The organism is Arthrobacter sp. BF1, assembly GCF_056680215.1.
Genome location: NZ_CM155271.1, coordinates 3,297,090 through 3,320,441, shown reverse-complemented (window position 1 = coordinate 3,320,441; position 23,352 = coordinate 3,297,090). Strand labels below are relative to the sequence as shown.

The 23,352-nt window shown below is 59.3% G+C and carries 20 protein-coding genes and 2 pseudogenes; 14 read left to right on the top strand and 8 right to left on the bottom strand.

The window, feature by feature from the left end; genetic code table 11:
• Window positions 1-46 precede the first annotated feature (46 nt).
• The 3 genes and pseudogenes from AC1MCD_RS15580 to AC1MCD_RS15570 form a co-directional block, all read left to right on the top strand.
• Window positions 47-397, top strand: a pseudogene (locus AC1MCD_RS15580) (sugar phosphate nucleotidyltransferase); the annotation flags it as partial.
• Between the two features lie 186 nt (window positions 398-583).
• Window positions 584-1,273 (top strand): hypothetical protein, encoded by a 690-nt coding sequence (locus AC1MCD_RS15575; RefSeq protein WP_498673154.1) that lies wholly within the window; start codon window positions 584-586, stop codon window positions 1,271-1,273.
• Between the two features lie 386 nt (window positions 1,274-1,659).
• A complete protein-coding gene (locus AC1MCD_RS15570) occupies window positions 1,660-2,463 on the top strand; it encodes a hypothetical protein (RefSeq protein WP_498673153.1) in 804 nt (267 codons plus the stop codon).
• 215 nt (window positions 2,464-2,678) lie between these two features.
• Here the strand turns inward: AC1MCD_RS15570 and AC1MCD_RS15565 are convergent, their stop codons facing one another.
• Window positions 2,679-3,401, bottom strand: coding sequence for a CDP-alcohol phosphatidyltransferase family protein (locus AC1MCD_RS15565; RefSeq protein ID WP_498673152.1), 723 nt, complete (start codon window positions 3,399-3,401; stop codon window positions 2,679-2,681).
• Between the two features lie 5 nt (window positions 3,402-3,406).
• Window positions 3,407-3,823, bottom strand: a complete 417-nt coding sequence (locus tag AC1MCD_RS15560) for a hypothetical protein (RefSeq protein WP_498673151.1) — start codon at window positions 3,821-3,823, stop codon at window positions 3,407-3,409.
• Window positions 3,824-4,309: 486 nt separating this feature from the next.
• On the opposite strand from AC1MCD_RS15560, the gene AC1MCD_RS15555 reads away from it, so the two are divergent.
• The 5 genes from AC1MCD_RS15555 to AC1MCD_RS15535 all read left to right on the top strand — a co-directional run bounded on the left by AC1MCD_RS15555 (window position 4,310) and on the right by AC1MCD_RS15535 (window position 9,020).
• Entirely contained in the window at window positions 4,310-4,909 is a 600-nt protein-coding gene (locus tag AC1MCD_RS15555; protein WP_498673150.1) for a hypothetical protein, read from the top strand.
• 2 nt (window positions 4,910-4,911) lie between these two features.
• The gene (locus tag AC1MCD_RS15550; protein ID WP_498673149.1) at window positions 4,912-5,193 is read left to right on the top strand and encodes a PqqD family protein; all 282 of its coding nucleotides are present in this window, start codon (window positions 4,912-4,914) and stop codon (window positions 5,191-5,193) included.
• A 29-nt stretch (window positions 5,194-5,222) separates the two neighbouring features.
• A complete protein-coding gene (locus tag AC1MCD_RS15545; RefSeq protein ID WP_498673148.1) occupies window positions 5,223-6,425 on the top strand; it encodes a hypothetical protein in 1,203 nt (400 codons plus the stop codon).
• A 90-nt stretch (window positions 6,426-6,515) separates the two neighbouring features.
• Window positions 6,516-8,099 (top strand): tyrosine-protein kinase domain-containing protein, encoded by a 1,584-nt coding sequence (locus AC1MCD_RS15540; RefSeq protein WP_498673147.1) that lies wholly within the window; start codon window positions 6,516-6,518, stop codon window positions 8,097-8,099.
• Window positions 8,100-8,108: 9 nt separating this feature from the next.
• A complete protein-coding gene (locus AC1MCD_RS15535; protein ID WP_498673146.1) occupies window positions 8,109-9,020 on the top strand; it encodes a nucleotidyltransferase family protein in 912 nt (303 codons plus the stop codon).
• An 11-nt stretch (window positions 9,021-9,031) separates the two neighbouring features.
• Here AC1MCD_RS15535 and AC1MCD_RS15530 read toward each other — a convergent pair.
• Window positions 9,032-9,202, bottom strand: a pseudogene (locus AC1MCD_RS15530) (glucose-1-phosphate thymidylyltransferase); the annotation flags it as partial.
• A 373-nt stretch (window positions 9,203-9,575) separates the two neighbouring features.
• Between AC1MCD_RS15530 and galU the strand changes: the two are divergent.
• Complete coding sequence (galU, locus tag AC1MCD_RS15525; protein ID WP_498673145.1) at window positions 9,576-10,466, top strand: UTP--glucose-1-phosphate uridylyltransferase GalU; 891 nt, start codon at window positions 9,576-9,578, stop codon at window positions 10,464-10,466.
• 22 nt (window positions 10,467-10,488) lie between these two features.
• Here the strand turns inward: galU and AC1MCD_RS15520 are convergent, their stop codons facing one another.
• The 5 genes from AC1MCD_RS15520 to AC1MCD_RS15500 form a co-directional block, all read right to left on the bottom strand.
• Window positions 10,489-10,887, bottom strand: coding sequence for a VanZ family protein (locus tag AC1MCD_RS15520; protein ID WP_498678378.1), 399 nt, complete (start codon window positions 10,885-10,887; stop codon window positions 10,489-10,491).
• Between the two features lie 154 nt (window positions 10,888-11,041).
• On the bottom strand, window positions 11,042-11,656 hold the full coding sequence (locus tag AC1MCD_RS15515) for an LPXTG cell wall anchor domain-containing protein (protein ID WP_498673144.1): 615 nt from the start codon (window positions 11,654-11,656) through the stop codon (window positions 11,042-11,044).
• 175 nt (window positions 11,657-11,831) lie between these two features.
• A complete protein-coding gene (locus tag AC1MCD_RS15510; protein ID WP_498678376.1) occupies window positions 11,832-13,700 on the bottom strand; it encodes a DUF4012 domain-containing protein in 1,869 nt (622 codons plus the stop codon).
• Between the two features lie 2 nt (window positions 13,701-13,702).
• Entirely contained in the window at window positions 13,703-15,016 is a 1,314-nt protein-coding gene (locus AC1MCD_RS15505; protein WP_498673143.1) for a UDP-glucose dehydrogenase family protein, read from the bottom strand.
• A gap of 60 nt (window positions 15,017-15,076) precedes the next feature.
• Entirely contained in the window at window positions 15,077-16,615 is a 1,539-nt protein-coding gene (locus tag AC1MCD_RS15500; protein WP_498673142.1) for a sugar transferase, read from the bottom strand.
• A gap of 206 nt (window positions 16,616-16,821) precedes the next feature.
• Here AC1MCD_RS15500 and AC1MCD_RS15495 point away from each other — a divergent pair, with 206 nt between their 5' ends.
• The 5 genes from AC1MCD_RS15495 to AC1MCD_RS15475 are packed head-to-tail and all read left to right on the top strand — an operon-like array spanning window position 16,822 to window position 22,239.
• The gene (locus AC1MCD_RS15495; protein ID WP_498673141.1) at window positions 16,822-18,018 is read left to right on the top strand and encodes a glycosyltransferase; all 1,197 of its coding nucleotides are present in this window, start codon (window positions 16,822-16,824) and stop codon (window positions 18,016-18,018) included.
• Window positions 18,015-19,046 carry a glycosyltransferase family 2 protein gene (locus AC1MCD_RS15490; RefSeq protein WP_498673140.1) on the top strand — a complete coding sequence of 344 codons (1,032 nt, stop codon included), beginning with the start codon at window positions 18,015-18,017 and terminating at the stop codon, window positions 19,044-19,046. The genes AC1MCD_RS15495 and AC1MCD_RS15490 overlap by 4 nt, the downstream gene beginning before the upstream one ends.
• 36 nt (window positions 19,047-19,082) lie before the next feature.
• Window positions 19,083-20,069, top strand: coding sequence for a glycosyltransferase family 4 protein (locus AC1MCD_RS15485; RefSeq protein ID WP_498673139.1), 987 nt, complete (start codon window positions 19,083-19,085; stop codon window positions 20,067-20,069).
• Window positions 20,070-20,092: 23 nt separating this feature from the next.
• Window positions 20,093-21,166 (top strand): glycosyltransferase family protein, encoded by a 1,074-nt coding sequence (locus tag AC1MCD_RS15480; RefSeq protein ID WP_498673138.1) that lies wholly within the window; start codon window positions 20,093-20,095, stop codon window positions 21,164-21,166.
• A complete protein-coding gene (locus tag AC1MCD_RS15475) occupies window positions 21,163-22,239 on the top strand; it encodes a glycosyltransferase family 4 protein (RefSeq protein ID WP_498673137.1) in 1,077 nt (358 codons plus the stop codon). Before AC1MCD_RS15480 ends, AC1MCD_RS15475 begins: the two co-directional genes overlap by 4 nt.
• Window positions 22,240-23,352: the final 1,113 nt, after the last annotated feature.

The window sequence follows — 23,352 nt, the reverse complement described above, 5'->3', positions numbered from 1 at the left end:
GGCCAGCGGGCGGCAACGGTCTGATGCCCCTAACCTGCATGCGGACATCGAGGGTGACGGCTTCGTCCGCGTCAACAGCTTGGTGGAGAAGCCGGCTGCCGACGTGGCGCCGTCCAACCTGGCCGTCATCGGCCGCTACGTGCTGCACCCGTCAGTGTTCGGCGTCCTGGAGAACACCGCTCCGGGCCGCGGCAACGAGATCCAGCTGACGGACGCGCTGCAGACCCTGGCCGCCGGTGAAGGCGACGGCTCCGGCGTCTACGGCGTGATCTTCAAGGGCCGCCGCTATGACACCGGTGACAAGCTCAGTTACCTCAAGGCAGTTATTACGCTCGCCTCCGAGCGGGTGGAGTTCGATGAGGATCTGAAGACCTGGCTGAAGGCCTTCGTCGGCTAACACCTGTCCGTCCGGCGTTGACCTTGCTACGGTAAGAGCGATCACCCACTCAATCACCACATGTGGTGATGCCCGATCACCCTGCCCCGCCATAGGTTCGAACTATCCCCGGCAGCTTTCCCGGGCCGCGACGGTTTGTCATTTCAGTCGTCGCTTCGTGCATTGCCTCATAGTCAAGAGCCTCTGATGTCCTCAAGAATTCAGCTCTACGTACCTGCCGTGCTCATCAAGATTTTTGCGGTAGCGGGATTTCTCTCAGCAGCCATCCTGCTGGTGAACGCGGCCAAGCGGGCAGGGATCATCCCCACGTCACCGTTCACCCAGTTGGCTGCACCCATTGCCCAACTCGCCGCCATCGGGCTGGTGATCGGGATCTATGTGCTGGTCTCGCGCCAGGCAGGGGCACTGGCAGCCACGGGCGCCGTGATCTCCGTAGTGGCACTGGCCGGCCTGGTGGGGGTTGAGTTTGTTCTCAACCTTGTCTTTCCCTACGTTGATCCCGGTGTCATCGCGGCCCTGCGTGCGGGCCCTCTGGGTATCGCACTGACCGCAGTCTCCATGCTGTTCCTGCTCGGCACGGTAACCTTTATGCTGGCACTCTGGCGCGGCTCAAGGGTGCCGAGGGGCGCGGTGGTCCTCTACACCGCGAGCGTCATTCCGATCGCGTTCCGCACAGTCTTTCCCGAAACGGTGCTGCAGCTTGGCCTGGTGGGTCTGGCCGTGGCCATCGCCTTCATTGCCGGCTGGATGCTCAGGAGCGTCCCCGAAGAATCCCTACACTCGGGGCCCCGCGACGCGGACGATCTCCAGGGCTTCCGGGTCCAGCAGCTTCCGCACGCCGGTGTCCGCGTCCAGGATCCAGATCAGTTCCAGTGAACGTACGACGTCGGTTACCCGCCCCTGGTGAAAAAGCTTGCCGTTGTGCCACGCCTGGATGTAGTCGTCGACCTGAATCGCAGTTGTCTCTGCCTGTTGCGTTGTCATGCTGTGCCTCCTGCTGGTTGTCCCCGTAGGCCCAAGCATGCCGTGGCCAGATTGCCGGAGTATTTCCGGCCGGTGATCTTTCTGTGACGGCCGTGGCTGTCAGGCAGTGGACCGGTTCTAACCCGCGCCGACGTAACGTCATGACCCGGGGAAATTCGCGGGGCAAAACCCGGATATATTCGATGGGCCCGTGATTGAACACGGAGGTGGGATCGCGTCGTCACTGTGCGCTCAGCGAGTCCATGAACATTAAGTCTTACTAGGAGTGGGGGAGCCTCATGGCCGGCGACGACGCAAGCTACGAGATCAAGTCCGTGCAGACGGTGCGCGGAATGGAAGCCAGAACGATGGCGAAGTGGGAGAGGGAAGGCTGGGAATTCGTCACCCAAAGCCAGGAGCCGCTGTTGCGGACGAAGTTGACCTTCCGCCGCCTGAAGCCGAAGCGGCCCAAGTACCTCTTGCCAGCGGGGGCCGGGGCGCTCGTGCTTATCGGCATCATCGTGGCCGTCGGCGTTGCCCGGGAGCGGGCTGAAACCCCGGAGGCGAACACGCCCCCGACAAACGCCGCAGTGATGCAAAGCGAACAGCCCTCCGAAAGTTCAACAGCGGAACCGAAAAAGCCCGAGCCGGAAAAAGAAAAATATGCCTACGACGGACCGCAATACGAAATCGTCGCGGTTGACAAAAATGTGGGTGTAACCAAGCTGAACGCATACTGGGTTTACACGGATCCCTTTGACTATTCCACGGATGCGTACAAGGACCAGGTCAAGATGATCATTGCCGATGTAGCACACAAGCAGAACACCGCCAGCCTCATCGTGAACGTGGTCTCGGACAAAGAAATAGTTGAAGCGGAATCCGCCTCCACAATCGCTGCTTTCATGAAGGAGCATGGGAAGGAGTACTTCAAGAGTGTGATCGCCCCGAAGGAAGAGTCCCACTGGGTCGCGGGCTACACGGGCGGGTTCGACAATGACACCGCGAAGCAGAGCGAAATTGCCACCGCGTTTGAGGTCATTTGGTTGCCGTATGCCACTTCAAAAGTCGAGAAGTGGAAGCCTGAGATTGCGGTGGGGTAGCCACCACCGGCCGGACATCTGGTTCCGCTGCGCCTGACCATGAGGTGCAACAAGAAGCCCTACTGACAGGTCCTGGGCGTACTCGTACCGGGCCTTCTAAATGAATCCACAAACGAAACGAGCCGGTCCCCGCCTCCCCAAAAAAAGAGACAGGGACCGGCTCGTTCCGTTACCTCCATGCACGCATCGGTGACGCTAATGCGGGGAATCCACGCCTACACGGAAACAGAAACTCGGCGACGCCGTTCCAGCAGAATGACGTCGCGGGCAAAAGAGAACACGAGTAGCGGAAGGGCAAGTCCGGCCGCGGCGACTCCAACCGCCGGCGGGATGTCCGGTGTCAAGGCAAGGAGCAGCGCGAACGGCTGCAGGGCCCCGATCGCTTTGCTGCCGGCGCGGGGCGGGAGCGGGTTGCGAAGGTGGGGCCAGATGCGGCCGGCGGCCACAAAGACGTAGTAGAGCCCGCCGATGCAGAGGGTCCAAGGTCCCACGGTCGCCGCGGTTCCGCAGGAGAGAACGAGCACCAGCGCGGCGTCCGTCGAAGTGTCAAGGCGTGCACCCGCCGCTGACGCTGTGCCGGTGCGCCGGGCGACGGGACCGTCCATGGCGTCCAACAGAAAGGCAGCAGCACCAACAATCACCAGGAGCAGTGCGGGGCGGACTCCCGTCAGCAGCACCGGAACGGTGAGGACGGCGCACAGGGCCACGAGGACGGCCCGGCACAAAGTGACTCGATCTGCGGGCGTGGAGAAGCTCGGGGTGCGGCGAAGGACGGACGCGGCGGCGTTCCCGATGACCATAGCGCCCGCGCCCAACCCAAAAGCTTGAAGTCCGAGGTCCGGCCAGGACACGGCCGAGAGCCACGCGCCTGCGAGGCCATAAACGGCAACTGCGGTCATCGCGTCGGACGAGGCACGCAAAGCGGTCCTGCTCTCCATGGATTTCAGCGGGCCCTCACCCGCCGTCCCCTGGGAGAGGAACGGACGAGGCCCACGGCGGCGAGGAGTGCTCCTGCTCCCTCTGCGACGGCGCTGAGTGACTTCTCGAAAAACCATACGGGATCGTACATTGCCGGGAACGGTCCGAACGCCGGAATATCGACGTAGCGGTACAGCACCACGGCAACGAAACCGCTCAACGCCACTGCCAGGGCGACGGCATAGGCGGCTCTGCTGCCCCGGATCAGAACGTAAAGCGCTGCCAGGACCGCTGCGGCCGCTTCGAGCAGGAAGAGGTTTCCTTGCCCGATCCCGCCAGATGTGGCGGCCTGGTAGCCCGGGGCGAGATGGAAATGAACGCCCGCATCGATGAACAGCATGAGGGCTGTGAGTACCCGCAGAACCATGCTCGTCGCTTTCATGGTGCACCGTCCTCCACGACGGAAGTGAGGGCCGTGAGGTCCTGCCTGTCCCTACATTCTGCCCCCACCGGGCCAACCTGACTCAGCGAATCCAGAAAACGAAAGGAGCCGGTCCCGCGTCCGGTGATTGAGCCCGCCGGAATCGTGCCGAATCGAACCGCCGGTGTGCCGCAGTTCCAGGGAACGTACGACGGCGGTGGCTTGCCCTTGGTGTAAGAGGTCGCCGCTGTGCCGCCTCCGTCAGCCCACAGTGCTCAGGCCTGCAGCGGCGCCGCCTGCGCCAAGACATCAGCGCAGGTCAAAAGCATCTTGAAGCAAAAAACAGCAGAACTTGACCCAATCTTGCAATGTGGTTGACCCAACCTTTAGGCGCGTTGGGAAGAGTGGGCACGTCGCGACAACGCGCTAAATACTTAGCCGGTCCCAGAGGCCGCAACTGAAAACTACATGGGGGCGCAATTGTCTGAGGTTCTGAACGCAGAGGATATGAGCAGCGAAGAAGTCGGGTTCAGCCGCCGCAGGGTGGTCAAGGGTGTGGCCTGGTCGGTTCCGGTGATTGTCGCGGCAGTCGGGGCTCCGCCCGCATCTGCGTCACCGGGGCCGACGCCACCTCCGAGCTCGACCGTAAGCGCCAAGCTTGACCTCGTCGCCGGTGGCACAACATTGTTCAAGATCGGTAGCAAGGGCAATGGCAACGGCAATCAGCGGACAGGCACCTGCCCGTCGCTGATCCGCATCACTAATACGGGTACCGGTCTCGTCACTGGACTTGTCGTTGGGTACATCAAGATAACCCCCCAGACCGGTGCGCCGGTGGGGGTCGGTATCGAGGCGATGCCGCTGGCCCCGTTTACCCAGTCCGGTTTCAAGGCGGCCAATGTGTTCGAGGCCGACTTCACCTACTCGAACACAACTGGCATCGCGAGCGGAACACCACTGGACCTACCCGTTAGGTTCAATTACCAGACCACGAACACGACGGGGAATGCCGCCTACGACGTCGAGGTGAGAGTCACGTTTCCGTCACCATCACCAGTGGGGACGCTCTCTGTGTCCGCGCCGGGGTCTGTAAAGGTCACCTTCTAGCCGTGATCTGGCACCACTGCACCCACATCGCAGAAGTCCGTACCCACTCCGCAAGCCGGGTTGCCCTGCTCCACCTCGACGCAAATCAGCCGGTGGTCCTCGAAGGCACGGCTGCAACCATCTGGGATCTCATCGACGGTCAACGAACTGAGCAAGCTCTCCTCGCTGAGCTCGAGTTCAGCTTCGAGGACGGGAGTAATCGGATGCACGCCCAGGTCGAAGCCTTCCTTGCCAGCCTTGCAGCCCGGCAGCTGATTGAACCTGCCAGCGCCGTTAGCCAATAACATCAACAGCTTCAGATCCGGGGGGAATCATGAGCGATAGCACCGTACAGGTTGCGTGGGCGCCACTGAAGCTCGAGGAAGTTCTGGGCGGACGGGAACCATTGTGCCTGAACATATTGGGCGTGCAGTTCACTGTTCGCTGGGGCCGGGGGGTTACCGGCGGGCAGCGGGCGAGGATGCGTTCAGCCTGGGTGCGGTGTGCCAGTGAGCGCGCAGCTCGCCTTCCGTCACTGCCAAGGGAACCCAACGGCTCCCAGCCGTTCTCAGCGTCCGTCACCTATCAGTCCCAGACGGACAACGTCGGCACGTTCGCCTTGCAGGCCGCTTCCTTTGAAGAGCTTGCTGAGAACCTGACCTCCCGGCTCACCGTCACCGCGATACTGGCAAACGCGGGGGAACTCACCATGTTGCACGCCTGCGGGGTGGCTGACTCGGCCACAGGTGCCGTCGTTGCTTTGGTTGCCAAATCGGGAACCGGAAAGACCACAGCAGCTAGCGTGCTGGCCAGAACATACGGCTACATCAGTGACGAGACGGTGGCAATTATGCCCGACGGCTCAGTGGTTCCATACCCTAAGCCGTTGTCCCTGAAGCAGAAGTACGTTGTTCCAAAGCGCCAGGTGGGCCCGGACGAGCTCGGGCTCCAGCCGGTTCCCGCCAAGCCCTTCATCCAGTCGATCGTGCTGCTCGACCGGGTTGAGGGCACTCACCCGGTCCTTCCAGCCCTAAGCAAGGTGCCGCTCGCCGATGCCCTTCTCGCCCTGATCCCGGATTCCTCCTCGCAGGCCGACATCGCCCAGCCGCTGCAGTCGCTGTGCCGCCTGATCGACAGCGTCGGGGGAGTCCGTCGGGTGACCTACTCGGAAGCCTCCGATCTGCCGGCGACCCTGGCACCGCTGTTCCGGGAGCAGCTCCCCTCGAAGCCCGAGTGGGAAGCGCCCAGGGTGGAAACGGGATCGACTCCCATCCCCGACGGCTACATCCGCCGTACGGCATCAAAGGATGCCGTGGCGATCAACGGCGACCTGCTGGTGATGCTGGACAAGCAGATTGTGCGGCTGAGCGGGATCGGACCGGCCATCTGGGAATCAACCGCGGACGCCGTGGCGGAAGACGAGCTGGCCGACGAAGTCGGCAAAGTGCACGGCCATCCTGAAGGCTACCGGGACGCCGTCTCCGAAGCCGTCAAGCAGCTCATCGCGAAATCAGTCTTGAGACAAGCCAGCGACTAGCGTCCATCCGCGTGGGGGACCACCAGGAGCAGTAACCCGGCAGCGAATTCCGGGCTGACGACACACGAACTTGAATGAGAAGGAACCACCATGAGCGTCGCAACTGCAATTCCGGGGGAGGCACCCGCAGGCCTGGACCTGACCGACTACCTGCGTGTGGTCCGCACGTACTGGAAGGCGATTGTCGCGTTCACACTGCTGGCCACGTTGACGGCCTTTGGCTGGACAGTCCTCCAGCCAAAGATCTATTCCTCGGATTCCAGCGGCATAGTGGTGACGCCGGGCTCGGACAATGTAAGCCTCTCGCTCGCCGGGGACAGCCTGGCTAAGGCAAAGGTCAAGAACTACGAGTCCGTGGCAAAGTCCCGCCTCGTGGCGGACCGGGTCATCGCAGACCTGGGCCTCAAGACAACAGCAGACGCCGTGCTCGGCACCATCGGCGTGAAGGTGCCGCTGGACACCGCAGAGATCAAGGTGACGGCCCAGTCGCCGGATCCAGCCACCGCGCAGCGCGTGGCAGATGCCTGGGTCAACGGCCTGGCCGCCCAGGTGGAAGCGATCGAAACGGCACCCACCGTCGAAGCAGTTGAGCCCGGCACAACAGCAACGACCGATGCCGGCAGGGCAGCTGCCGCACCCGCTTCGGCAGTGCGGGTGCTGCCGCTGGGCAAGGCAGTGCTTCCCACCGCCCCCGTTTCGCCCAACGTCAAGCTCACCCTTGCGCTCGGGGCCCTGATCGGCCTGGCCCTGGGCGTGGCGTATGCGCTGGTCCGCCGGCACCTGGACCGGCGCATCCGCAGCGCCGCCGAAATCGAGCGGCTCTTTGGCGTCCCGGTTATCGGCACGCTGCCCGTGGACCACCGCTTGGACGCGAAAAGTACCATCCTGGAAGCCGGCACCGCAGCGCAGGTTCACGACGCCGGCGGCGCCATGGCGGAGGCCCTCAGGGAACTGCGCACCAACCTTAGCTTCCTTGATGTGGACCAGCCGCCGCGGATCATCGTGGTCACCAGCTCGGTGCAGGCCGAAGGAAAGTCCACTGTCACGGCCAACCTGGCCGTCACCATGGCAGCTGCGGGCGAAAACGTGGTGGTGGTCGACGGTGATCTGAGGCGCCCCACGCTGGTGGACGTATTCAATCTGGTGCCGGGAGTCGGGGTCACCGATATTCTCACCGGTACCGCCGAGGTGGCGGATGTTCTGCAGCCGTGGGGTGCCCTGCCGAACCTCTCGGTCCTCGGCTCGGGCCGGATTCCGCCGAACCCCAGCGAGCTGCTGGGGTCGCGGGCCATGAAGAACATGCTGTCCGCGCTGGCGGAGAATGCAACTGTCCTGATCGACGCGCCGCCGCTGCTCCCGGTGACTGATGCCGCGGTCCTTTCTCGGGCGGCAGACGGGGCCATTGTGGTGATCCGGACGGGCAGGAGCACGCAGGAGCAGCTGGCTCAGTCCCTTGGAAACTTGGATAAGGTCAAGGGCCGGGTTTTGGGCGCGGTCCTCAACTACGTGCCAACCCGGGGGACAGACGCCTACTCCTACTACGGCACCTATACCTCCGAACCCGCGGCCACTGCAGAGTCGGTGGCTGGACCCCGGCGCGGGTCAACTCTGCCGCTCACAGACGTCGAAGCCCGTCTGGAAGCCGTGCCCGCCGGGCGCCGGGCCAAGGACTAGGCTGCGGCCGTGGCGAATCCAGGTGACGAAACTCAGCTCAGCATCCCCGAGGGCGTCCTCCTCGGCCACGCCCTGGTTTCGAGGGTGGCGGACAGCTTGGGTATCCGGGCCTTCTTCATCAAGGGCCCGGCGAGCGTGGTCCAGGGGCTCCGCCTGCCCAAGACGTCACGCGACGTGGATGTCTTTGTGCACCCTGGGGAGCTGGAGAAAATGCTTTCAGGCCTCCGGGAGCGCGGTTGGCGGGAACGCCCGGTGGACCCAGATGAGCGAAGCTCTCCGCGGCACTCGACTACACTCGACCATCCATTCTGGCCCTGCTGCATCGACGTCCACTACCGATTTCCGGGCATGGAGAACGCCCCCGGTGACTGCTTTGACGTGATGTGGGCGAATACGGAGGACCTTGAACTTACAGGGAGGACGGTGCGGGTCCCGTCTATGGCGCTGGGGATCCTCATCCTTGCCCTGCACGCCCTCCGCTCCCCGCACCTCCCGGTGTGTCGACGCGAGCTCGAGTTCCTGTCGGATATTACGGAACGGGAGTCGCACACAGCTGCTGTCGTGGACGTCACAGCGGCCACGGGCTCGCTCGCCGCCATGCGTCCCTTCCTTGAAGCCCTTCTCCCCCAGCCAGCGACCGTAGACTGGCCGAAGGTATCCACTGAGTGGCGCAACCGCCTGCTGGCCAAGGAACCGGGCAGCGCCCGGCTTATTGCGATTGTGCAGGCCCCGCTACGGGAAAAACCGTGGATGCTGTTCCGGGCGGTTTTCCCGGCACCGGAAGTGCATCTGTCTCGTGACATTTACGCGGACATGTCACTCTCGGGCAGGATCAAGTCCCACAGAGCCCGGTGGGCCCGAATCCTGCGTTCGGCTCCGCAGCTTGCGCGAGAGCTCAGCCGACTTCGGCAGGGTGGTTGACCGGCCGTCAGTCAACGCTGGGTGAGTTGCAGGGGTTCAGTTGCCGCATCTAGACCTTCTGTGACCAGATCGAGCAGGTATTTCCCGTAGCCACTCTTCGCCAGTGGAGCTGCTAGTTCACGAATTTCGTCGTCGCTGAGGAATCCAAGCCGCCAGGCGACTTCCTCAGGACACCCGATGGAGCCGGCATCCGGCATTTGCTCGAAACCGCCGCCGCGTACGGCACCTACAACTCAGCAACGACGGCGAACCGCAGTCCTGGGCCGACATCGCCGCAGACGTGTTCGAGATTTCGGGCCGTCCCAGGTCTGCCGTCACCGGTGTAAGCGCGGAAGAATACTTCAAAGGCAAAGTGGCTGCACCACTTCCGTTGAACAGCGCGCTCGAACTGGGAAAATCAAGGCTTCAGGATTCCTACCTAGGGACGTGGGGAAAGCACTTCGCGCATACCTTGCTGTCACCCAAGCAGCAAACGCCTGAAGAGGTGTTCCAAAATCCCTCGTAACGCACGTCCCAATTTGCGAGGATCCCCCATCGATTTTGTAAGGTTCACTCATGAGAATGGGGAAATCAATTACTAAAGCCGTCATTCCTGCTGCCGGTCTGGGGACACGCTTCCTGCCCGCTACCAAGGCGATGCCGAAGGAAATGTTGCCGGTCGTGGACCGGCCGGCCATTCAGTACGTCGTGGAGGAAGCAGTTAAAGCCGGCCTCGACGATATTCTGATGATCACCGGGCGGAGCAAACGCGCCCTCGAGGATCACTTTGACCGCGCCCCCGGGCTCGAACGGACTCTGGAGCTCAAGGGCGACGTGCAGCGTCTGGCGTCCGTCCAGGAGGCCTCTGATCTTGGTCCCATCCATTACGTCCGTCAGGGGGAAGCAAAGGGCCTTGGCCACGCGGTGCTCTGCGCCCAGCAGCATGTGGGCGAGGAGCCTTTCGCAGTCCTCCTGGGCGATGACCTGATCGATGAGGCTGAGACGCTACTGACCACCATGATGGAGGTGCAGCAGAAGACCGGTGGTTCCGTCATTGCTCTCATCGAGGTGGACCACGCCCAGATCAGCGCCTACGGCTGCGCGGACATTACTGCCATTCAAGGCGAGGACTTCGTACGGGTTAGCAGTCTCGTTGAGAAGCCCGCTGTTGGCGAGGCGCCGTCCAACTTGGCCGTCATCGGCCGGTATGTGCTGCACCCGTCAGTCTTCGGCGTCCTCGCGGGCACTGCGCCTGGCCGCGGCGGTGAGATCCAGTTGACCGATGCCCTCCAGACTCTTGCCGCCCGCGACGGCGAAGGCTCCGGCGTGTACGGCGTAGTCTTCAAAGGGCGCCGGTTCGATACCGGTGACAAGCTCAGCTACCTGAAGGCCGTCATTACCCTGGCGTCCGAACGGGTAGAGTTCGGCGAGGACCTGAGGACCTGGCTGAAGGCATTCGTGGACTAGCTCCCATGCCTTATGTGGTGCGCTACGGGCCCGCCGCTGACACGCGGCGGGCCCGTAGCTCTCGGTGCACCAAGGAGGCCAGCAGGCCCCCTATGACAGCTCCGGCCGTGTTTGTGACAAGATCTAGCGGACTTGCAAACCGGTTGTGAAGAAACATCAGCTGGCCCAACTCGATGCAGCCGGAGACGAGCATTCCTAGAATCCCAATCTGCCTCCAGCTTCGTTTTGGATAAGCCAACCCCGCCACCACACCCACCGGCAAAAACAGTAAGATGTTCGCCGATGCCTCAATAAATTGGTAATCCAACCAACCCGGAATTCCATGCGCGTGGACGTACTTCAAGACATCAGCGAGTTGCCCCTGGACAGGAGCATCAACGGGACTTGGCCAGAAGGCAACCAGTGCCAGAGGAACTAGCATGGCCACCAGCATGAAACGCCAGAGCTTATGGCTCTCAAGGTACATCAAGGAGCCCCCAGGTTCGGTGGTTGAGCCTGTCAAAGGTAAAGCGAGAGGGTGGTTCTCCGGTTTCCCGGAAGACCACCCTCCACTTTAGTACTTGTAGGTGCTGCGGTTACGCTGCTGCCTCGCTCTTTGCGCGGCGGCGAACCACAACCACGGAAGCTGCACCGGCGGCCAGGGCGCCGGCGCCAACCAAGGTCCAAAGGACCAAGCCGGAGTCAGCACCGGTGTTAGCCAGACCTGCGCCGCCGGTGTTGGCCAGGGGAGCGCCGCCGGTGTTGGAAAGCGCGGTTGCGTAGGCCGGGTCGACCACCACAGTGACGGGGCCTACGGTGTTACCGCTGGTGTTGCCTGTAGCCGTGATCAGGTAGGTACCGGCCTCGCGGATGGTGATCGGCACAGAGAAGTTACCGTCGGCGTCAGCCTGAGCTGCCAAGGTCTGCGCCTCGGCAAGGACGCTGATCCGAGTGCTGACTGAACGGTTGCCAACACCGGCGCCGGAAGCTGCCGGAGGGTTGCCCGGCGTCACCCGAATCGTCAGGGATTCGCCGGCGAAAGGACCGCGGCCGCGGAAGATGAACTGCTCACCCGGACCTACTTGGTTGTCCGAAACTGCTGCCTGCGGCGGGATGTTCGGAGTGGGCGGGTAGTTTGCGGCAATGGCGGGTGCCGTGCCGACAAGCGCCAGAGATCCGGCAAGTGCGAGTGCTGCGAGTGCTTTTTTCATTGGTGTCCCCCCGGAGACGTTAAGTTTTGGTGTACCCGATTGAGGAGGTTTCCTCTCTGCAAGAGACCGTTGCAGAAATCCCGGATAAGTATCCCAAAAAGACGTTACCATTTAGCGCGAGCGCCAAGCAACGTCAGTCCAATTGGTTTACATAGTGTTAACGCGCCGTCCACTGCTATTGCCCGCACGCCTCGGTTGTGGTGGGAAGGATCACATCTTTGACATCCTGAACGGTGGGCGTGACAACCACATTAGGTTCGGTGTGCTGAACAATTTTCGCGAACGAAAAATCGACCGTCTTGCTTTCCCCTGGGGCTAACCTGACGGTGAGAGTCCCCACTGGGCGGTTTTTGTGTCGGTAGGAAGCAAAGTTAACGGTCTGACCGTTGTCTCTTGCGGTCTCAACGTTTGCCTGGACAGGACCGTAAGCCACAATATTGGTTTGAACCGATCCGGCCGGAACACCAAAGGCGCCACTGCCTGTGACATACGCCGGGAACGACGTTGCGGCGTCCGCGGGGGCAGTGTTAGTGCTTGTAATGCGGACTGTTGTTTGCTCGTAGCCGTCACGGGCACATTCCTTCAAGAGCTGGACAGTGCGTTTTACGTGGTAATCCATTTTGGCACCAGTACCATCGTTGAAGTAGAGGCCGAACTCTGCCGGCAAAACGCTAGGGCCATCGACAGAACCACTGACACGATACTTTGAGATTGATGTCTGCTCTGTCCTGTTCGCAGACCAGACGAGAACACGGCCTTCGCCAGTACCGCGGATGATTCCTTTAACTAGGTCCTTCGGATCTGCCTTACCGCTGGCCAGGGCTGAGAAGACTTCCTGGGCAACGCCCGCGAAATAGGCGTCCTGGAGCGGTGGCTGTGGAATTTTGGAGTAGACGTCAGAAAGTAGTGTCTGGACGACGTTTTGTCCGCTTAGTTCGGTAGGGAGGCCGTTGCTTGCCAGTGCCGATAGCTCGGGATCCGTAAGCGTAACTGGCCCTGTCGCCTCCAACATGTAGGAAAGTGTGACCGGATCTATTGAGACCACACCGTCCACGCGTTGCCCGTTCTTGCGCTCCCACATTGCCTGCGCAGCGCTGGCCGCTGAAGGGAAGTCGGGAGTCAAGTTCACGTCCTGCATGAACGTGCCCAAGCGCGCTGAGTAAATTTGCCGCTGCTCGGTATCCACTTCTAAGGGTGGTGACATGACCCCGACGGCACCTGCGCTGCTTTGGGTCCCGAGGGAGAGCTTTCCCGAATTCACGTTCAGGATTGCGAGGGCGCCGGGAATTCCTCCGGAGGCCCGGGACTCGGCGTTGTTCTGTATCATCAGGAGGTAGTTTCTCGGTGCGTCGGCGCCAAGCATGGCCGGCAGCAGTTCAGCGGCTTTCGCGGATGCGTCAAGAGGGCCCGTTACCGATTGCAGTTGCGTGCGGGCAGATTGCAGCGGAACAGCCACCTGAGGAAGCAGACCGTTTGCGTCGATGTTGTCTAAGCGCTCGGCAGAGGATCGAACAGCGTGAGCTGCGGCAGAGACACTTGGGGCCGCCTTTATAAGTGGCTCGAGATCGGTCTCATGATTGTTCGGTACGAGGCTTCCCCAATCCAGAGAACCATAGACCTCAGCGAGAGGTCGCAAGCCGAGGATCGCGACGTCGTCAGCGGAACGTGCAACCTCGGCCACCGCGCTAAAGTTTCTTCCTAAAATGGGAATCGTTGACGCAAGCGCCCAAAGAGGATCATTGGCTGCGTCCTTTGCCGCAGCAGTGTGTAGTCGCAGTTTGTCGACCGTGTCTGATGCGCCGCTAGCGTTGTTGTCGGCGATGCTGTCTCGGAGTGACGGAATCAGTTGGGTGGCGGCACTCAGCTCACCATTTATGGTGGAGGCTTTATCTACCAGCCAAAACGCGCTGGCTGCGCCCACAACCATGACTAGGGCTAGCCAGAGCGCAGCCTTTAGGAAGCGGCGACGTTTCGTCCGCTGCCTTGCGACTGAAATCGTCTTGGAACTGGACACCGGTGTCGACTGTCTTGCGCGCTCTGCCATATTCACGGGCGTCCCAAGCCCCGGTACGTCCACCCAGCCGCACGCCATTTGCTGGCATCAAGAACGTTTCGGCCGTCGAGAATAAGCGGGGCAGCTACCACATCGACGAGTCCGTACGGATCGAGTTCCCGGTACTCAGACCACTCCGTGAGAAGCAGCAGAGCGTCAGCGCGTTGTACAGCGGTAGCGGTGTCCTGTTCGTAGTGAAGCTCTGGGAAGCGGCGGGCAGCGTTCAGTATCGCCTTTGGGTCGGTAACCGTAACGACTGCGCCCTGGAGCTGAAGCTGCGCGGCAATGCTCAGAGCAGGGGAGTCCCGGACATCGTCACTCTCGGGCTTAAATGCAGCTCCCAGAACAGTAATTCGTTTTCCGAGAAGTGAGCCTCCGCAAAGCTCGCGTGCGAGCTCCACCACGCGAGTCCGCCTGCGCATATTAATTGCGTCGACTTCGCGGAGAAATGTCAGTGCCTGATCCGCCCCAAGTTCGCCGGCACGGGCCATGAAGGCGCGGATGTCCTTGGGGAGGCACCCGCCGCCAAATCCTATGCCCGCATTAAGGAACTTACGACCGATCCGATCGTCCATGCCAATCGCATCTGCTAGCCGCGTGACGTCCGCGCCAGCAGCTTCGCACAGTTCCGCCATAGCGTTGATAAACGATATCTTCGTCGCCAGGAATGAGTTTGCTGCCGTCTTGACAAGCTCCGCGGTCGGGTGATCCATGATCAGTCGTGGGGTCCCGGCGGAGAGGGGCGATGCATACACCTCGTCCAATACCGCAACAGCATAGTGATCTTCCGAGCCGTCGGCCACGCCATAAACAAAGCGGTCTGGCTGGAGAGTATCGGAAACCGCGTGGCCCTCCCTTAGGAACTCGGGGTTCCAGACGAGATGGGCGTCAGGCTGGCTAGCAGACACTACTTCGGACAGACGCGCAGCCGTGCCAACTGGGACTGTTGATTTTCCCACCACGATGTCCCCGATCCCCAGGTAGGGGAGAAGTCCAGAAACTGCAGCATCGACGTAGGTCAGATCAGCACCGTTCTCACCCTTCTTTTGCGGTGTACCAACGCACACAAAGTGGACCTGGCTGCCTGATGCGGCGGCCATATCGGTGGTGAATGTCAGCCGGCCCGTGGACTGGACATCTTCCAGCAATTCCTCAAGTCCTGGCTCATAGAAAGGAGCCTTCGCTGCTGAAAGGGATGCGACCTTCTGCTTATCTACATCGATACCGACCACATCGTGACCAAGTTTTGCCATGCAGGCGGCATGGACTGCTCCTAGGTAGCCGCAGCCAATTACTGAAATGCGCATTTTTCCTTCCCCAATAACAAGATTGGCGGCAAAAGCCGCGTTAGTCGAACCGGATCCTGTTTAGACCGCGCCGGTGCTAGCAAATACCGCTTTGAAAGTTTTGAAGAGTATGACAACGTCGCCCATGAGGGACCAGTTTTCCACGTAATAAAGATCGAGCCGGATGCTCTCTTCCCAGCTGAGGTTGGACCGGCCGCTGACTTGCCATAGCCCGCTCATACCGGGACTGACGTATAAGCGGCGGTGCGCGGCATCGTCGTACAGAGCTACCTCCCCTTCGCGCTGCGGTCGGGGGCCGACAAGGCTCATACTGCCGCCTAAAACGTTCAGAAGTTGAGGAAGCTCATCTAGGGAGAATTTTCGCAAGACCTGCCCAAGTGGTGTTATGCGTGGATCGTTCTCCACCTTGAAGAGAGGCGTGTCGTCTGATCCTTGAGCCCTTAGCAGTGCGTGGAGTTCGGCGTCTGCATCCAACTTCATGGAACGGAACTTCAACATATCGAAAGTTGTTCCCCTGAGGCCGATCCGTTCCTGCCGATAGAAAATCGGTCCCGGGCTCGTTATGCGAACCAGCGCAGCCAGCACAATGAACAACGGTGACAGTGCGAGGAGCAGAATCCCTGCAACGACCACGTCAAAGGTTCGTTTGGCAACTTTCTTCCCCCCGGTGAGTTTTGGGGTGGAAACGTGAATAAGCGGGAGTCCAGCTACTGGTTGGGTGTGAATTCGGGGGCCGGCTATATCAGTCAGTGCCGGCGCCAGGATCATTCCGATGTCTCTGGCGGCGAGTTCCCAACCTAGTCGGCGGAGATCCTTCGGTTTTAAATTGACGCCCGCGGAGATTGCAACAACATCGACTTCTGTGTTCAAGATGACCGCAAGTATTGACTTGAAATCGGATGCGGTACCTGACACGGGCACGGTGAGATCTACGTGATTGAGGTCGGCTTCCGCTCCCGGCAGATGCGCCGCCACTGGACGGTATCCGGCCGCAGGCGCACTTTGTAGGGAGCGCACGAGATGGGCAGCGGAGTAGGGTCCTCCGATGATTAGCACTCGCGAGCTGCTCTTGCCTTGGCTACGCTCAAGACTTAGGTGCTGCCGCACTAGCCAGCGCCCAATGAGGAGTCCCAGCGCGCCGGCGGGAAACGCCAAGCCGACAAATCCTCGGGCTGTGTCAATCCGGAATGCGTAGGAGACAACAGCTACGAATCCGAAAAGCCAAGCGGAGCTCGCGATAACTCGTTTGTATTCCTCAGAACCCGAACCGAGCACTTTAGCGTCTCTCGACCCCCAGACGCCCAACATCAGCCACCACGCAGCCACGAGGCCTGCGGAAAGCAAGGCATAGTCCACTTCCCTGGACGCTGACCCTTGGGTGAGATCGGAGAATCCGAAGCGGACTCCGTACGCGCCGGCAACAGCCCATAGTACGACGGCGGCATCAGTAAGCTGCAGCCTTGTTGAGTACTTTCGCCTCCAAGTATCCGTTGCGCGTGAGGTTTGTTCCTCGACACCTACGATTTCCACTTTTCCCCCCGCGCCCACGCAACAACTGCCGGTCAGAATGATACGCGCTCCGAACGAGGTGCTGGACATCCGCGTAGCGAAGAACTTAGCTTCGCGGTGTCCTCGGTAAGCAGCGTATCCCTTGAGATTGATTCGTAATGTCGCCTCAACATCTTGTAGAGTCGGCGCCGAGAGGCTGACTGGCCGCTGCAGTCCGACATGATCTTGACTTGAGACTATGGTAAGAATTAGCGGGCACAGTCAGGTGACGCCTGAAGGATAAGGGCGGTTGGGGGATGATTATGGTGGAAAACTCTGTGCAGCGGAGCCCCATTCAAGTGCTGGTCGTGCACGAGTGGTTCGCGTCTATAGGAGGCTCTGAGAACGTGGCGGCCGCCATTTCAGAGAGTTTTATCGGTTCAGACCTACTTTGCCTGTGGCGCGAACGTGACGTGCGAGTGCCGGGAGTTCGTAACGTGCTCGAGAGCAGTCTTGCAATGAGGCCGTTTCGGGGCCGAAAAATTCTGTCTCTTCCTCTAATGCCCCTCGTCTGGCGCTACACGCAAGCGCGGACTCACGAAGCAGCCGTAGCGATTGTTAGTTCGCACCTCTTTGCCCACCATGTGGCAGTTCCAAAAACGACGCCCAAGCTTGTTTACGTGCACACGCCAGCACGGTATGTGTGGGAACCCGAATTTGACCGTCGCGGGAATAGCACTGTCGCACGACTCGCGTCCGCTGTCTTGAAACCCTTGGATAAACGCCGTGCCCGCGAGGCGACTAGCCTGGCCGCCAACAGCGAATTCGTTCGTGCGCGGATAAAGGCGGCTTGGGGTTTGGAAGCTAGAGTCATCTACCCTCCTGTAGATACAGAGGGAATCCAGGCAGTCGCTGACTGGTCGACGGAGCTCAGCTCTGATGAGCAGTCGGTGCTACAGGCACTTCCAAGTGACTTCGTATTGGGGGCTTCACGCTTCATCCCCTACAAACGTCTCGATTTGGCTATCAGGGGCGGCGAACTTAGTGGTTTGCCAGTTGTGATTGCGGGGCAGGGCCCCGAGGAGCGATCCCTCCGGGCGTTGGCGTCGCGAGCGTCAGTCCCAGTGCACTTCGTTATATCACCGTCCAATACACTTCTGCGGGCGCTATTTCAGAGGGCCGGACTTTATGTGTTCCCCCCAGTAGAGGATTTCGGGATTATGCCTGTTGAGGCAATCGCCTGTGGCACTCCAGTGGCCGCAAACGAACTTGGCGGCGCTAGTGAGTCTGTGATAGAGGGAGTGTCGGGTGCGCATTTCCTGCCAGACGACGACGAGTCATTGTTGGGCGCCATCCAGAGAGCGCTACCCCTAAAGTCACCTCAGCTAAGCCACTACGCCAACAAATTCTCTAAGGCGCGATTTCAAAAAGAAATGCGCGCCTGGGTTGACGAACACGTTGGGCCGGCTAGTTTGCCGAAGATTCCATCCAGCACAGCTGAGCAAGCGAAATGACTGGCATCGAGATTGATCTTGGCGCGGCACCGTCCTCCACCATCGCGGTAACAGTCACCTACGGTGAACGAACTGAAATGTGCCTCGAAACCGTTCGGCGTGCCATCACGAACGGGGTCTACAAAGTCATAGTGGTGAGCAACGGAGCCAATCATAGGACCCTCGACGCCCTGAGCGTGCTGGCGGCTGGCTCCGCAGACGCCGTAGAGATTCTCCCATTGGAGCGCAATCGTGGGACCGCGTATGCCTTCGGCATGGGTATGAAAGCAGCCATCGAGGCTGGTGCCGGATTTGTGTGGCTGCTTGATGACGACAACTGGGCTGAGCCCGACTGCCTTTCTCAAGCGTTTAGCACTTACGCAAACGGCATTACAAGTTCGACTGAGCATACTGCGGTGGTTTGTTGGCGTGATACAGACAACAAGCATGTTGCCATTGCGGAGGGAGCTTCCGTCCGCGATACCTATCATCAGGCTGGCGTATTTTTTGGGTTCGATTTTCGCGCTAGAGCAAGAGCACGCGGCCGGAAGAGCGTCAGGGAAGAAAGCGCCCTTTGGCCGCCGATCCTACTGCCGCAAGCGCCCTACGGTGGGTTACTTATACCGAGAGCGGCGTTGCAGCGGAATGGCGGTCCGCGGGAGGACTTCATCCTCTATTTTGATGACGTCGATCTGTCACGCAGGATGGTCGCCTCCGGATGCGAATTACGGTTGGCGCCGACTGCCGTCATCCAAGATGCCGGCACTAAATGGGCTGATAGCCGTGATCAATCCTATTTGATGGGCATGATACGAGCAGATGATATGGCGAAGACATACTATTCGTACCGAAATTGCTATGTTGTAGATCGCCGCCATGCTGCTGCTTCCAACAAAACACCATACTTTATAATAAACTTTCTTATATATTCTTCGTATGTTCTAGTTACAACTATTAGACTCCGGCGTTATGATTATTTTCGTTTATTTGTAAGAGCTTGCATCGACGGTCAACTTGGCAACATGGGCGAACGCATAAAATTGCGCTGAAATACAGGCCAAGCTTACGACCACAAATCTACAATATTGGACAAGTCGTTTATGTTATATGTTGACCATAGGTGGCGGGGTAATCACGGCATCGCCAGGTTCTCTCGCGAAGTCATCTCGCGTTTGGAACTTGAGCATCGAACCCTAGACTCAAAGCTAAATCCTTATGCTCCTTTGGATGCTATCAATCCTAGCCGGTTGGTCTTATCGAAAAATGATTTGCTCTATTCTCCTGGCTATAACGCGGGAATTACCGCAGCTCGGCAACTAGTGACCGTTCATGATTTGATACATCTATCAGATCCAAGTGAAGCTTCGCGTTTGAAGGAACTCTACTATGGTGCAATTGTGCGTCCGGCAATAAAACGCGCTGGTGTAGTCCTCACCGTGTCGGAGGTCTCCCGACTCGCGATTATCGAGTGGATCCAGGACGACTCTGTAGACGTTGTAAACGTAGGAAATGGCTGTTCAGCGGCATTCTGCGTCGATGAAACCGCGGTGTCCCCGCCTGCTGAGCAATTCGTCTACGTAGGAAACTCAAAGCCGCATAAGAATATTGATGTTGTATTGCGAGCCCTAGCTCTCCGCCCTGCGTATCGGTTGACTGTCGTAGCCTCGGATAGTCAACCCATCATCCCCAAGGCATTGGATTTTGGGGTTGCTAACCAGGTCAACTTTAGATCCGGACTCACTGATGAAGAACTGGCCGGAGTGTATCGAGGTTCTGCTGCACTTCTGATGCCGTCAACGCTGGAGGGCTTCGGGCTCCCCGCTCTAGAAGCTGTCATGAGCGGCACTCGAGTCGTCCACTGGTCTGGCTGCGAAAGCATCGCAGAGATTGTCCGAACGGCGGGTGTTTCTACAAGCAGTGCAACCGACGCCGAGGAGTGGGCGAGTGCAATGGATGTTGTGGGAAAAATGAGTCAGGGTGGTCAGGTTTTCTCAACAAGTGAGTGGGCTAAGCGGCATAGTTGGAAATCGGTGGGCTCATCTGTTCGTGCCGTCATCGGGAGGTACGTTTGAGTTACGCCACGGAATCTGCGAAAGTGAAAGTTCTTTTTCTAAGCCACACTGCTGACGGCGGAACCTTTAAAGTGGGCAGCCATCACTTGGCTCGCGAATTATCACTTATTGGGTACGAGGTTGCACACTTTTCAACGCCGTGGTCATTCATCCATCAGCTTTTGCGAAAAGATGATGCGAACCGAGAAGAGCTTGCAAAATCGGGTCCGTACGTTGACGAGTATGGCGTTCTTCATGTTTCAAGTTTTACGTTTATTCCTGCATCCTACAGTTCGACGAGATACCTCGCTTTGTCACTTCGACGGATCGGATTCGATAACCCCGATGTTGTGATTGTTGACCAGCCCCTCATGACTGGAAAGGCAGTCAGCCGATTGGGAAGAGTCAGGATCTATCGACCCACTGATCTTTATCCCAAGGGGCGTCCCCGCCAGAAACAGCGCCGGTTTCTGAACTATGTCCATGGGATTGTCGGAACCTCAGCGACCGTCCTTACCGACGTGTCTGTTGGGAAGTCGGTTCCGACCCTCGTCATTGAAAATGGCGTGGATTTTGAGCGCTTCGGTTCTCCAGCCGAACGGCGCAGGAACGGCGTTGTCTACGTGGGCGCCCTCGACGACAGGTTCGATTGGTCCCTCCTTACAGCGGTTGCTAGTAATCTTCCGGAAATACCCTTCTCTGTGGTCGGCCCGATCCCGGCAGCGCTTTGTGAGCTTCCTCCGAATGTGACGCTGACTGGTCCAGTGCCATATTCCGACGTTCCCGAACTTCTGGCTGGGGCAAGGATTGGATTTCTGCCGATGTCGGGAGTCTTAGAGAATGAAGGGCGAAGTCCCATGAAGATGTATGAATACCTCGCCGCTGGCCTCTACGTCACTATCTCGAAACGTAAATCGGCGGACTACTCGCAGATTGGCGGGGTCCGTGAGGTTACAACCGTAGAGGATGCCACCGACGCCATCCGACGCCAGCACGCCCTTACGGAGCCCAACGAGGATGGGCGTACTAGCGCACGGGAACAAGATTGGGCTGGAAAAGCGGCCGCTTTGCACGACTTCATTTCCCGCCTTGCCGACACCAGCATTAGGAAGTCATGAATATTGCCTTTATCCTTCCTGGTGTGGCTCCCAATCCCATAGGCGGCTATAAAGTCGCTTACGAATATGCCAATCACTTGGCAACCCTGGGCCACTCAGTCACCCTCTACCACGCTTGGATGTTTCCCGGGGATGAGGCTAAGAGTCCGTCGTTCGAACGAATACTACGACGACTGAAGATTCTGATTTCTGTCGGCAGGACGGGTGCTCCCTCGTGGTTCGTGTTCCACGAGAACATTCGGTTTGAGAACCATTATCGAGCCCGCCCCGGTCATTTGGGCGGCCACAACGTCGTGATTGCTACGGCATGCCAATCAGCGCCCTTCACAGCTGACGAGGTGAAGCGCCACCGGTCAAGGGGTGTTTACTTCATTCAGCACTTCGAGGATTGGTCAAGAAGTCGAGCATTCGTTGAAGGGACGTGGGTCCTTCCTCTGCACCGTGTAGTAGTTGCCCCATGGCTGGAGGCAGTGGGAACTCGTCTTGGCGTTGCTTCGGATGTCATTCCCAATGCGATGAACGCTGCCGCATTTCCCCTTGGGCCACCAATTGACGAACGTCCTCTTCAAATTTCGGCAATGTTGTCACCGGTTCCTTGGAAGAGAAGTGACCTCATATTCGGCATGTTTGAGTCTGTGCGGGAAAAGTTCACGGACGTCTCCGGCATAGCGTTTGGTGTGGCCAACCGGCCCGAGGGATTACCCGAGTACGTCAAGTACATTAGGTTGCCTGATCAGGCCCAGTTGCGTGCCATCTACCAGAGCTCCCGAGTATTTGTCTGCGCCAGCGATTCAGAGGGTTGGGGTCTGCCGGCCGGGGAAGCGATCCTTAGTGGGAGTGCTGTGGTGTCCACTTTGAATGGTGGTGTGGAGGCTTTTGCGAGATCCGCCGCTTTATTTTCAGACTCTGGTGACCTCGTGGGACTGAGTAACAACGTATGTAAGCTCCTTGCGGATGAAAGTCTCGCGCAGGAGCTTGCAGTGACCGGGGCAAGTTCCCTCCGTAGCTACACCCCAGAGGATGCTGCAGGCGCGTTTGCAGCAGCTGCTTTGAACTTATCGGGAGACTCGTGAACCTCGTTCTCGGGAGCGTCTGTTGAGGAGGCTTTTTACAAGACTCCTCGGGTTCTCGGTACTGCCGCTTCTCTCGTCCCTAACGCCATTCCTTCTCTTACCGATAGTCGCAAGGGTAGGCGGCGTTGAGGGCTGGGCAAGTATTTCGTTGGGCCAGGCAATCGGTGCGTTCGGGGCCGCGGCCGTAGGCTACGGGTGGAATGTCTCAGGGGCCCCGCGGAGCGCCCTGACTACGGACGAAGCGTCGAGGCGCGAGCTATATATGGAGGCCTTGTCGGTGAGGCTCTCCATGTCGATTGTTGTTTTGCCAACTGTTGTGGGCGTGACCCTCATGGTCTCGCCCGAGACCTATCGAGTAGACGCTGCCCTGATGTCTGTCGCCATGGTATTGGTCGGCTTGTCGCCAAGCTGGTTTCTGATTGGGCAGGGAGACCCTAAGTCAATCGCCTTCTACGAAACCTTGCCGAAATTAGTTGCGACCGGATTGGCTGCAGTCTGTTTGCTCCTGACCCATGTTCTTTGGGTCTATCCGTCGTTGCTAATTGTCTTCTCTGTCGGGGGGCTCATCGCTTTCCAGCGTCGGCGCTTCGGGACTTGGACCTTTTCGGTCCGACCCTTCACCCGACAAACTTTACACGCTCTTCGTAGTAACCGAGCGACAGCCCTGGTCGACATCACTGGGACAACCTATGTAGCGGCGCCATTGCCTGTGGTTGGACTAACGGCCACAACGCATGAATTGGCCGGTGCTGCTTCGGGAGACAAATTGTATCGGTATGGTCTATTTGCCGTCGTGGCCTTAGCCAACGGATTGCAATCGTGGGTGCTCGAAGCCAAAGCCAACAATGGCAGGAGAACAAGATTTGCCATAGCGGCCCACGTAGTGCTGGGCATCACTGGCTGCGTTGGATTATTCACTTTGGGTCCGCTAGCGTCTGAACTTTTGTTTGGAAGCGCCGTCGCGGCAACGAATCCTCTAGTCGCCATGTACGGGCTTGCTTTTCTTTTTGTAAGCACATCAACTCCGTTGGTGAGGAACATACTGCTTCCCCGAGGCAGAGCTCGCTTAGTACTGCGAGGGACTATAACCGGGGCAATTCTAGGCGTTGTGGC

Bases quoted from the DNA above. Each gene is read 5' to 3' on its own strand.
- AC1MCD_RS15575 (WP_498673154.1), top strand. From the start codon at position 584: ATGTCCTCAAGAATTCAGCTCTACGTACCTGCCGTGCTCATCAAGATT.
- AC1MCD_RS15570 (WP_498673153.1), top strand. From the start codon at position 1,660: ATGGCCGGCGACGACGCAAGCTACGAGATCAAGTCCGTGCAGACGGTG.
- AC1MCD_RS15565 (WP_498673152.1), bottom strand. From the start codon at position 3,401: ATGGAGAGCAGGACCGCTTTGCGTGCCTCGTCCGACGCGATGACCGCA.
- AC1MCD_RS15560 (WP_498673151.1), bottom strand. From the start codon at position 3,823: ATGAAAGCGACGAGCATGGTTCTGCGGGTACTCACAGCCCTCATGCTG.
- AC1MCD_RS15555 (WP_498673150.1), top strand. From the start codon at position 4,310: ATGAGCAGCGAAGAAGTCGGGTTCAGCCGCCGCAGGGTGGTCAAGGGT.
- AC1MCD_RS15545 (WP_498673148.1), top strand. From the start codon at position 5,223: ATGAGCGATAGCACCGTACAGGTTGCGTGGGCGCCACTGAAGCTCGAG.
- AC1MCD_RS15540 (WP_498673147.1), top strand. From the start codon at position 6,516: ATGAGCGTCGCAACTGCAATTCCGGGGGAGGCACCCGCAGGCCTGGAC.
- galU (WP_498673145.1), top strand. From the start codon at position 9,576: ATGAGAATGGGGAAATCAATTACTAAAGCCGTCATTCCTGCTGCCGGT.
- AC1MCD_RS15520 (WP_498678378.1), bottom strand. From the start codon at position 10,887: ATGCTAGTTCCTCTGGCACTGGTTGCCTTCTGGCCAAGTCCCGTTGAT.
- AC1MCD_RS15515 (WP_498673144.1), bottom strand. From the start codon at position 11,656: ATGAAAAAAGCACTCGCAGCACTCGCACTTGCCGGATCTCTGGCGCTT.
- AC1MCD_RS15510 (WP_498678376.1), bottom strand. From the start codon at position 13,700: ATGGCAGAGCGCGCAAGACAGTCGACACCGGTGTCCAGTTCCAAGACG.
- AC1MCD_RS15505 (WP_498673143.1), bottom strand. From the start codon at position 15,016: ATGCGCATTTCAGTAATTGGCTGCGGCTACCTAGGAGCAGTCCATGCC.
- AC1MCD_RS15500 (WP_498673142.1), bottom strand. From the start codon at position 16,615: ATGTCCAGCACCTCGTTCGGAGCGCGTATCATTCTGACCGGCAGTTGT.
- AC1MCD_RS15495 (WP_498673141.1), top strand. From the start codon at position 16,822: ATGATTATGGTGGAAAACTCTGTGCAGCGGAGCCCCATTCAAGTGCTG.
- AC1MCD_RS15490 (WP_498673140.1), top strand. From the start codon at position 18,015: ATGACTGGCATCGAGATTGATCTTGGCGCGGCACCGTCCTCCACCATC.
- AC1MCD_RS15475 (WP_498673137.1), top strand. From the start codon at position 21,163: ATGAATATTGCCTTTATCCTTCCTGGTGTGGCTCCCAATCCCATAGGC.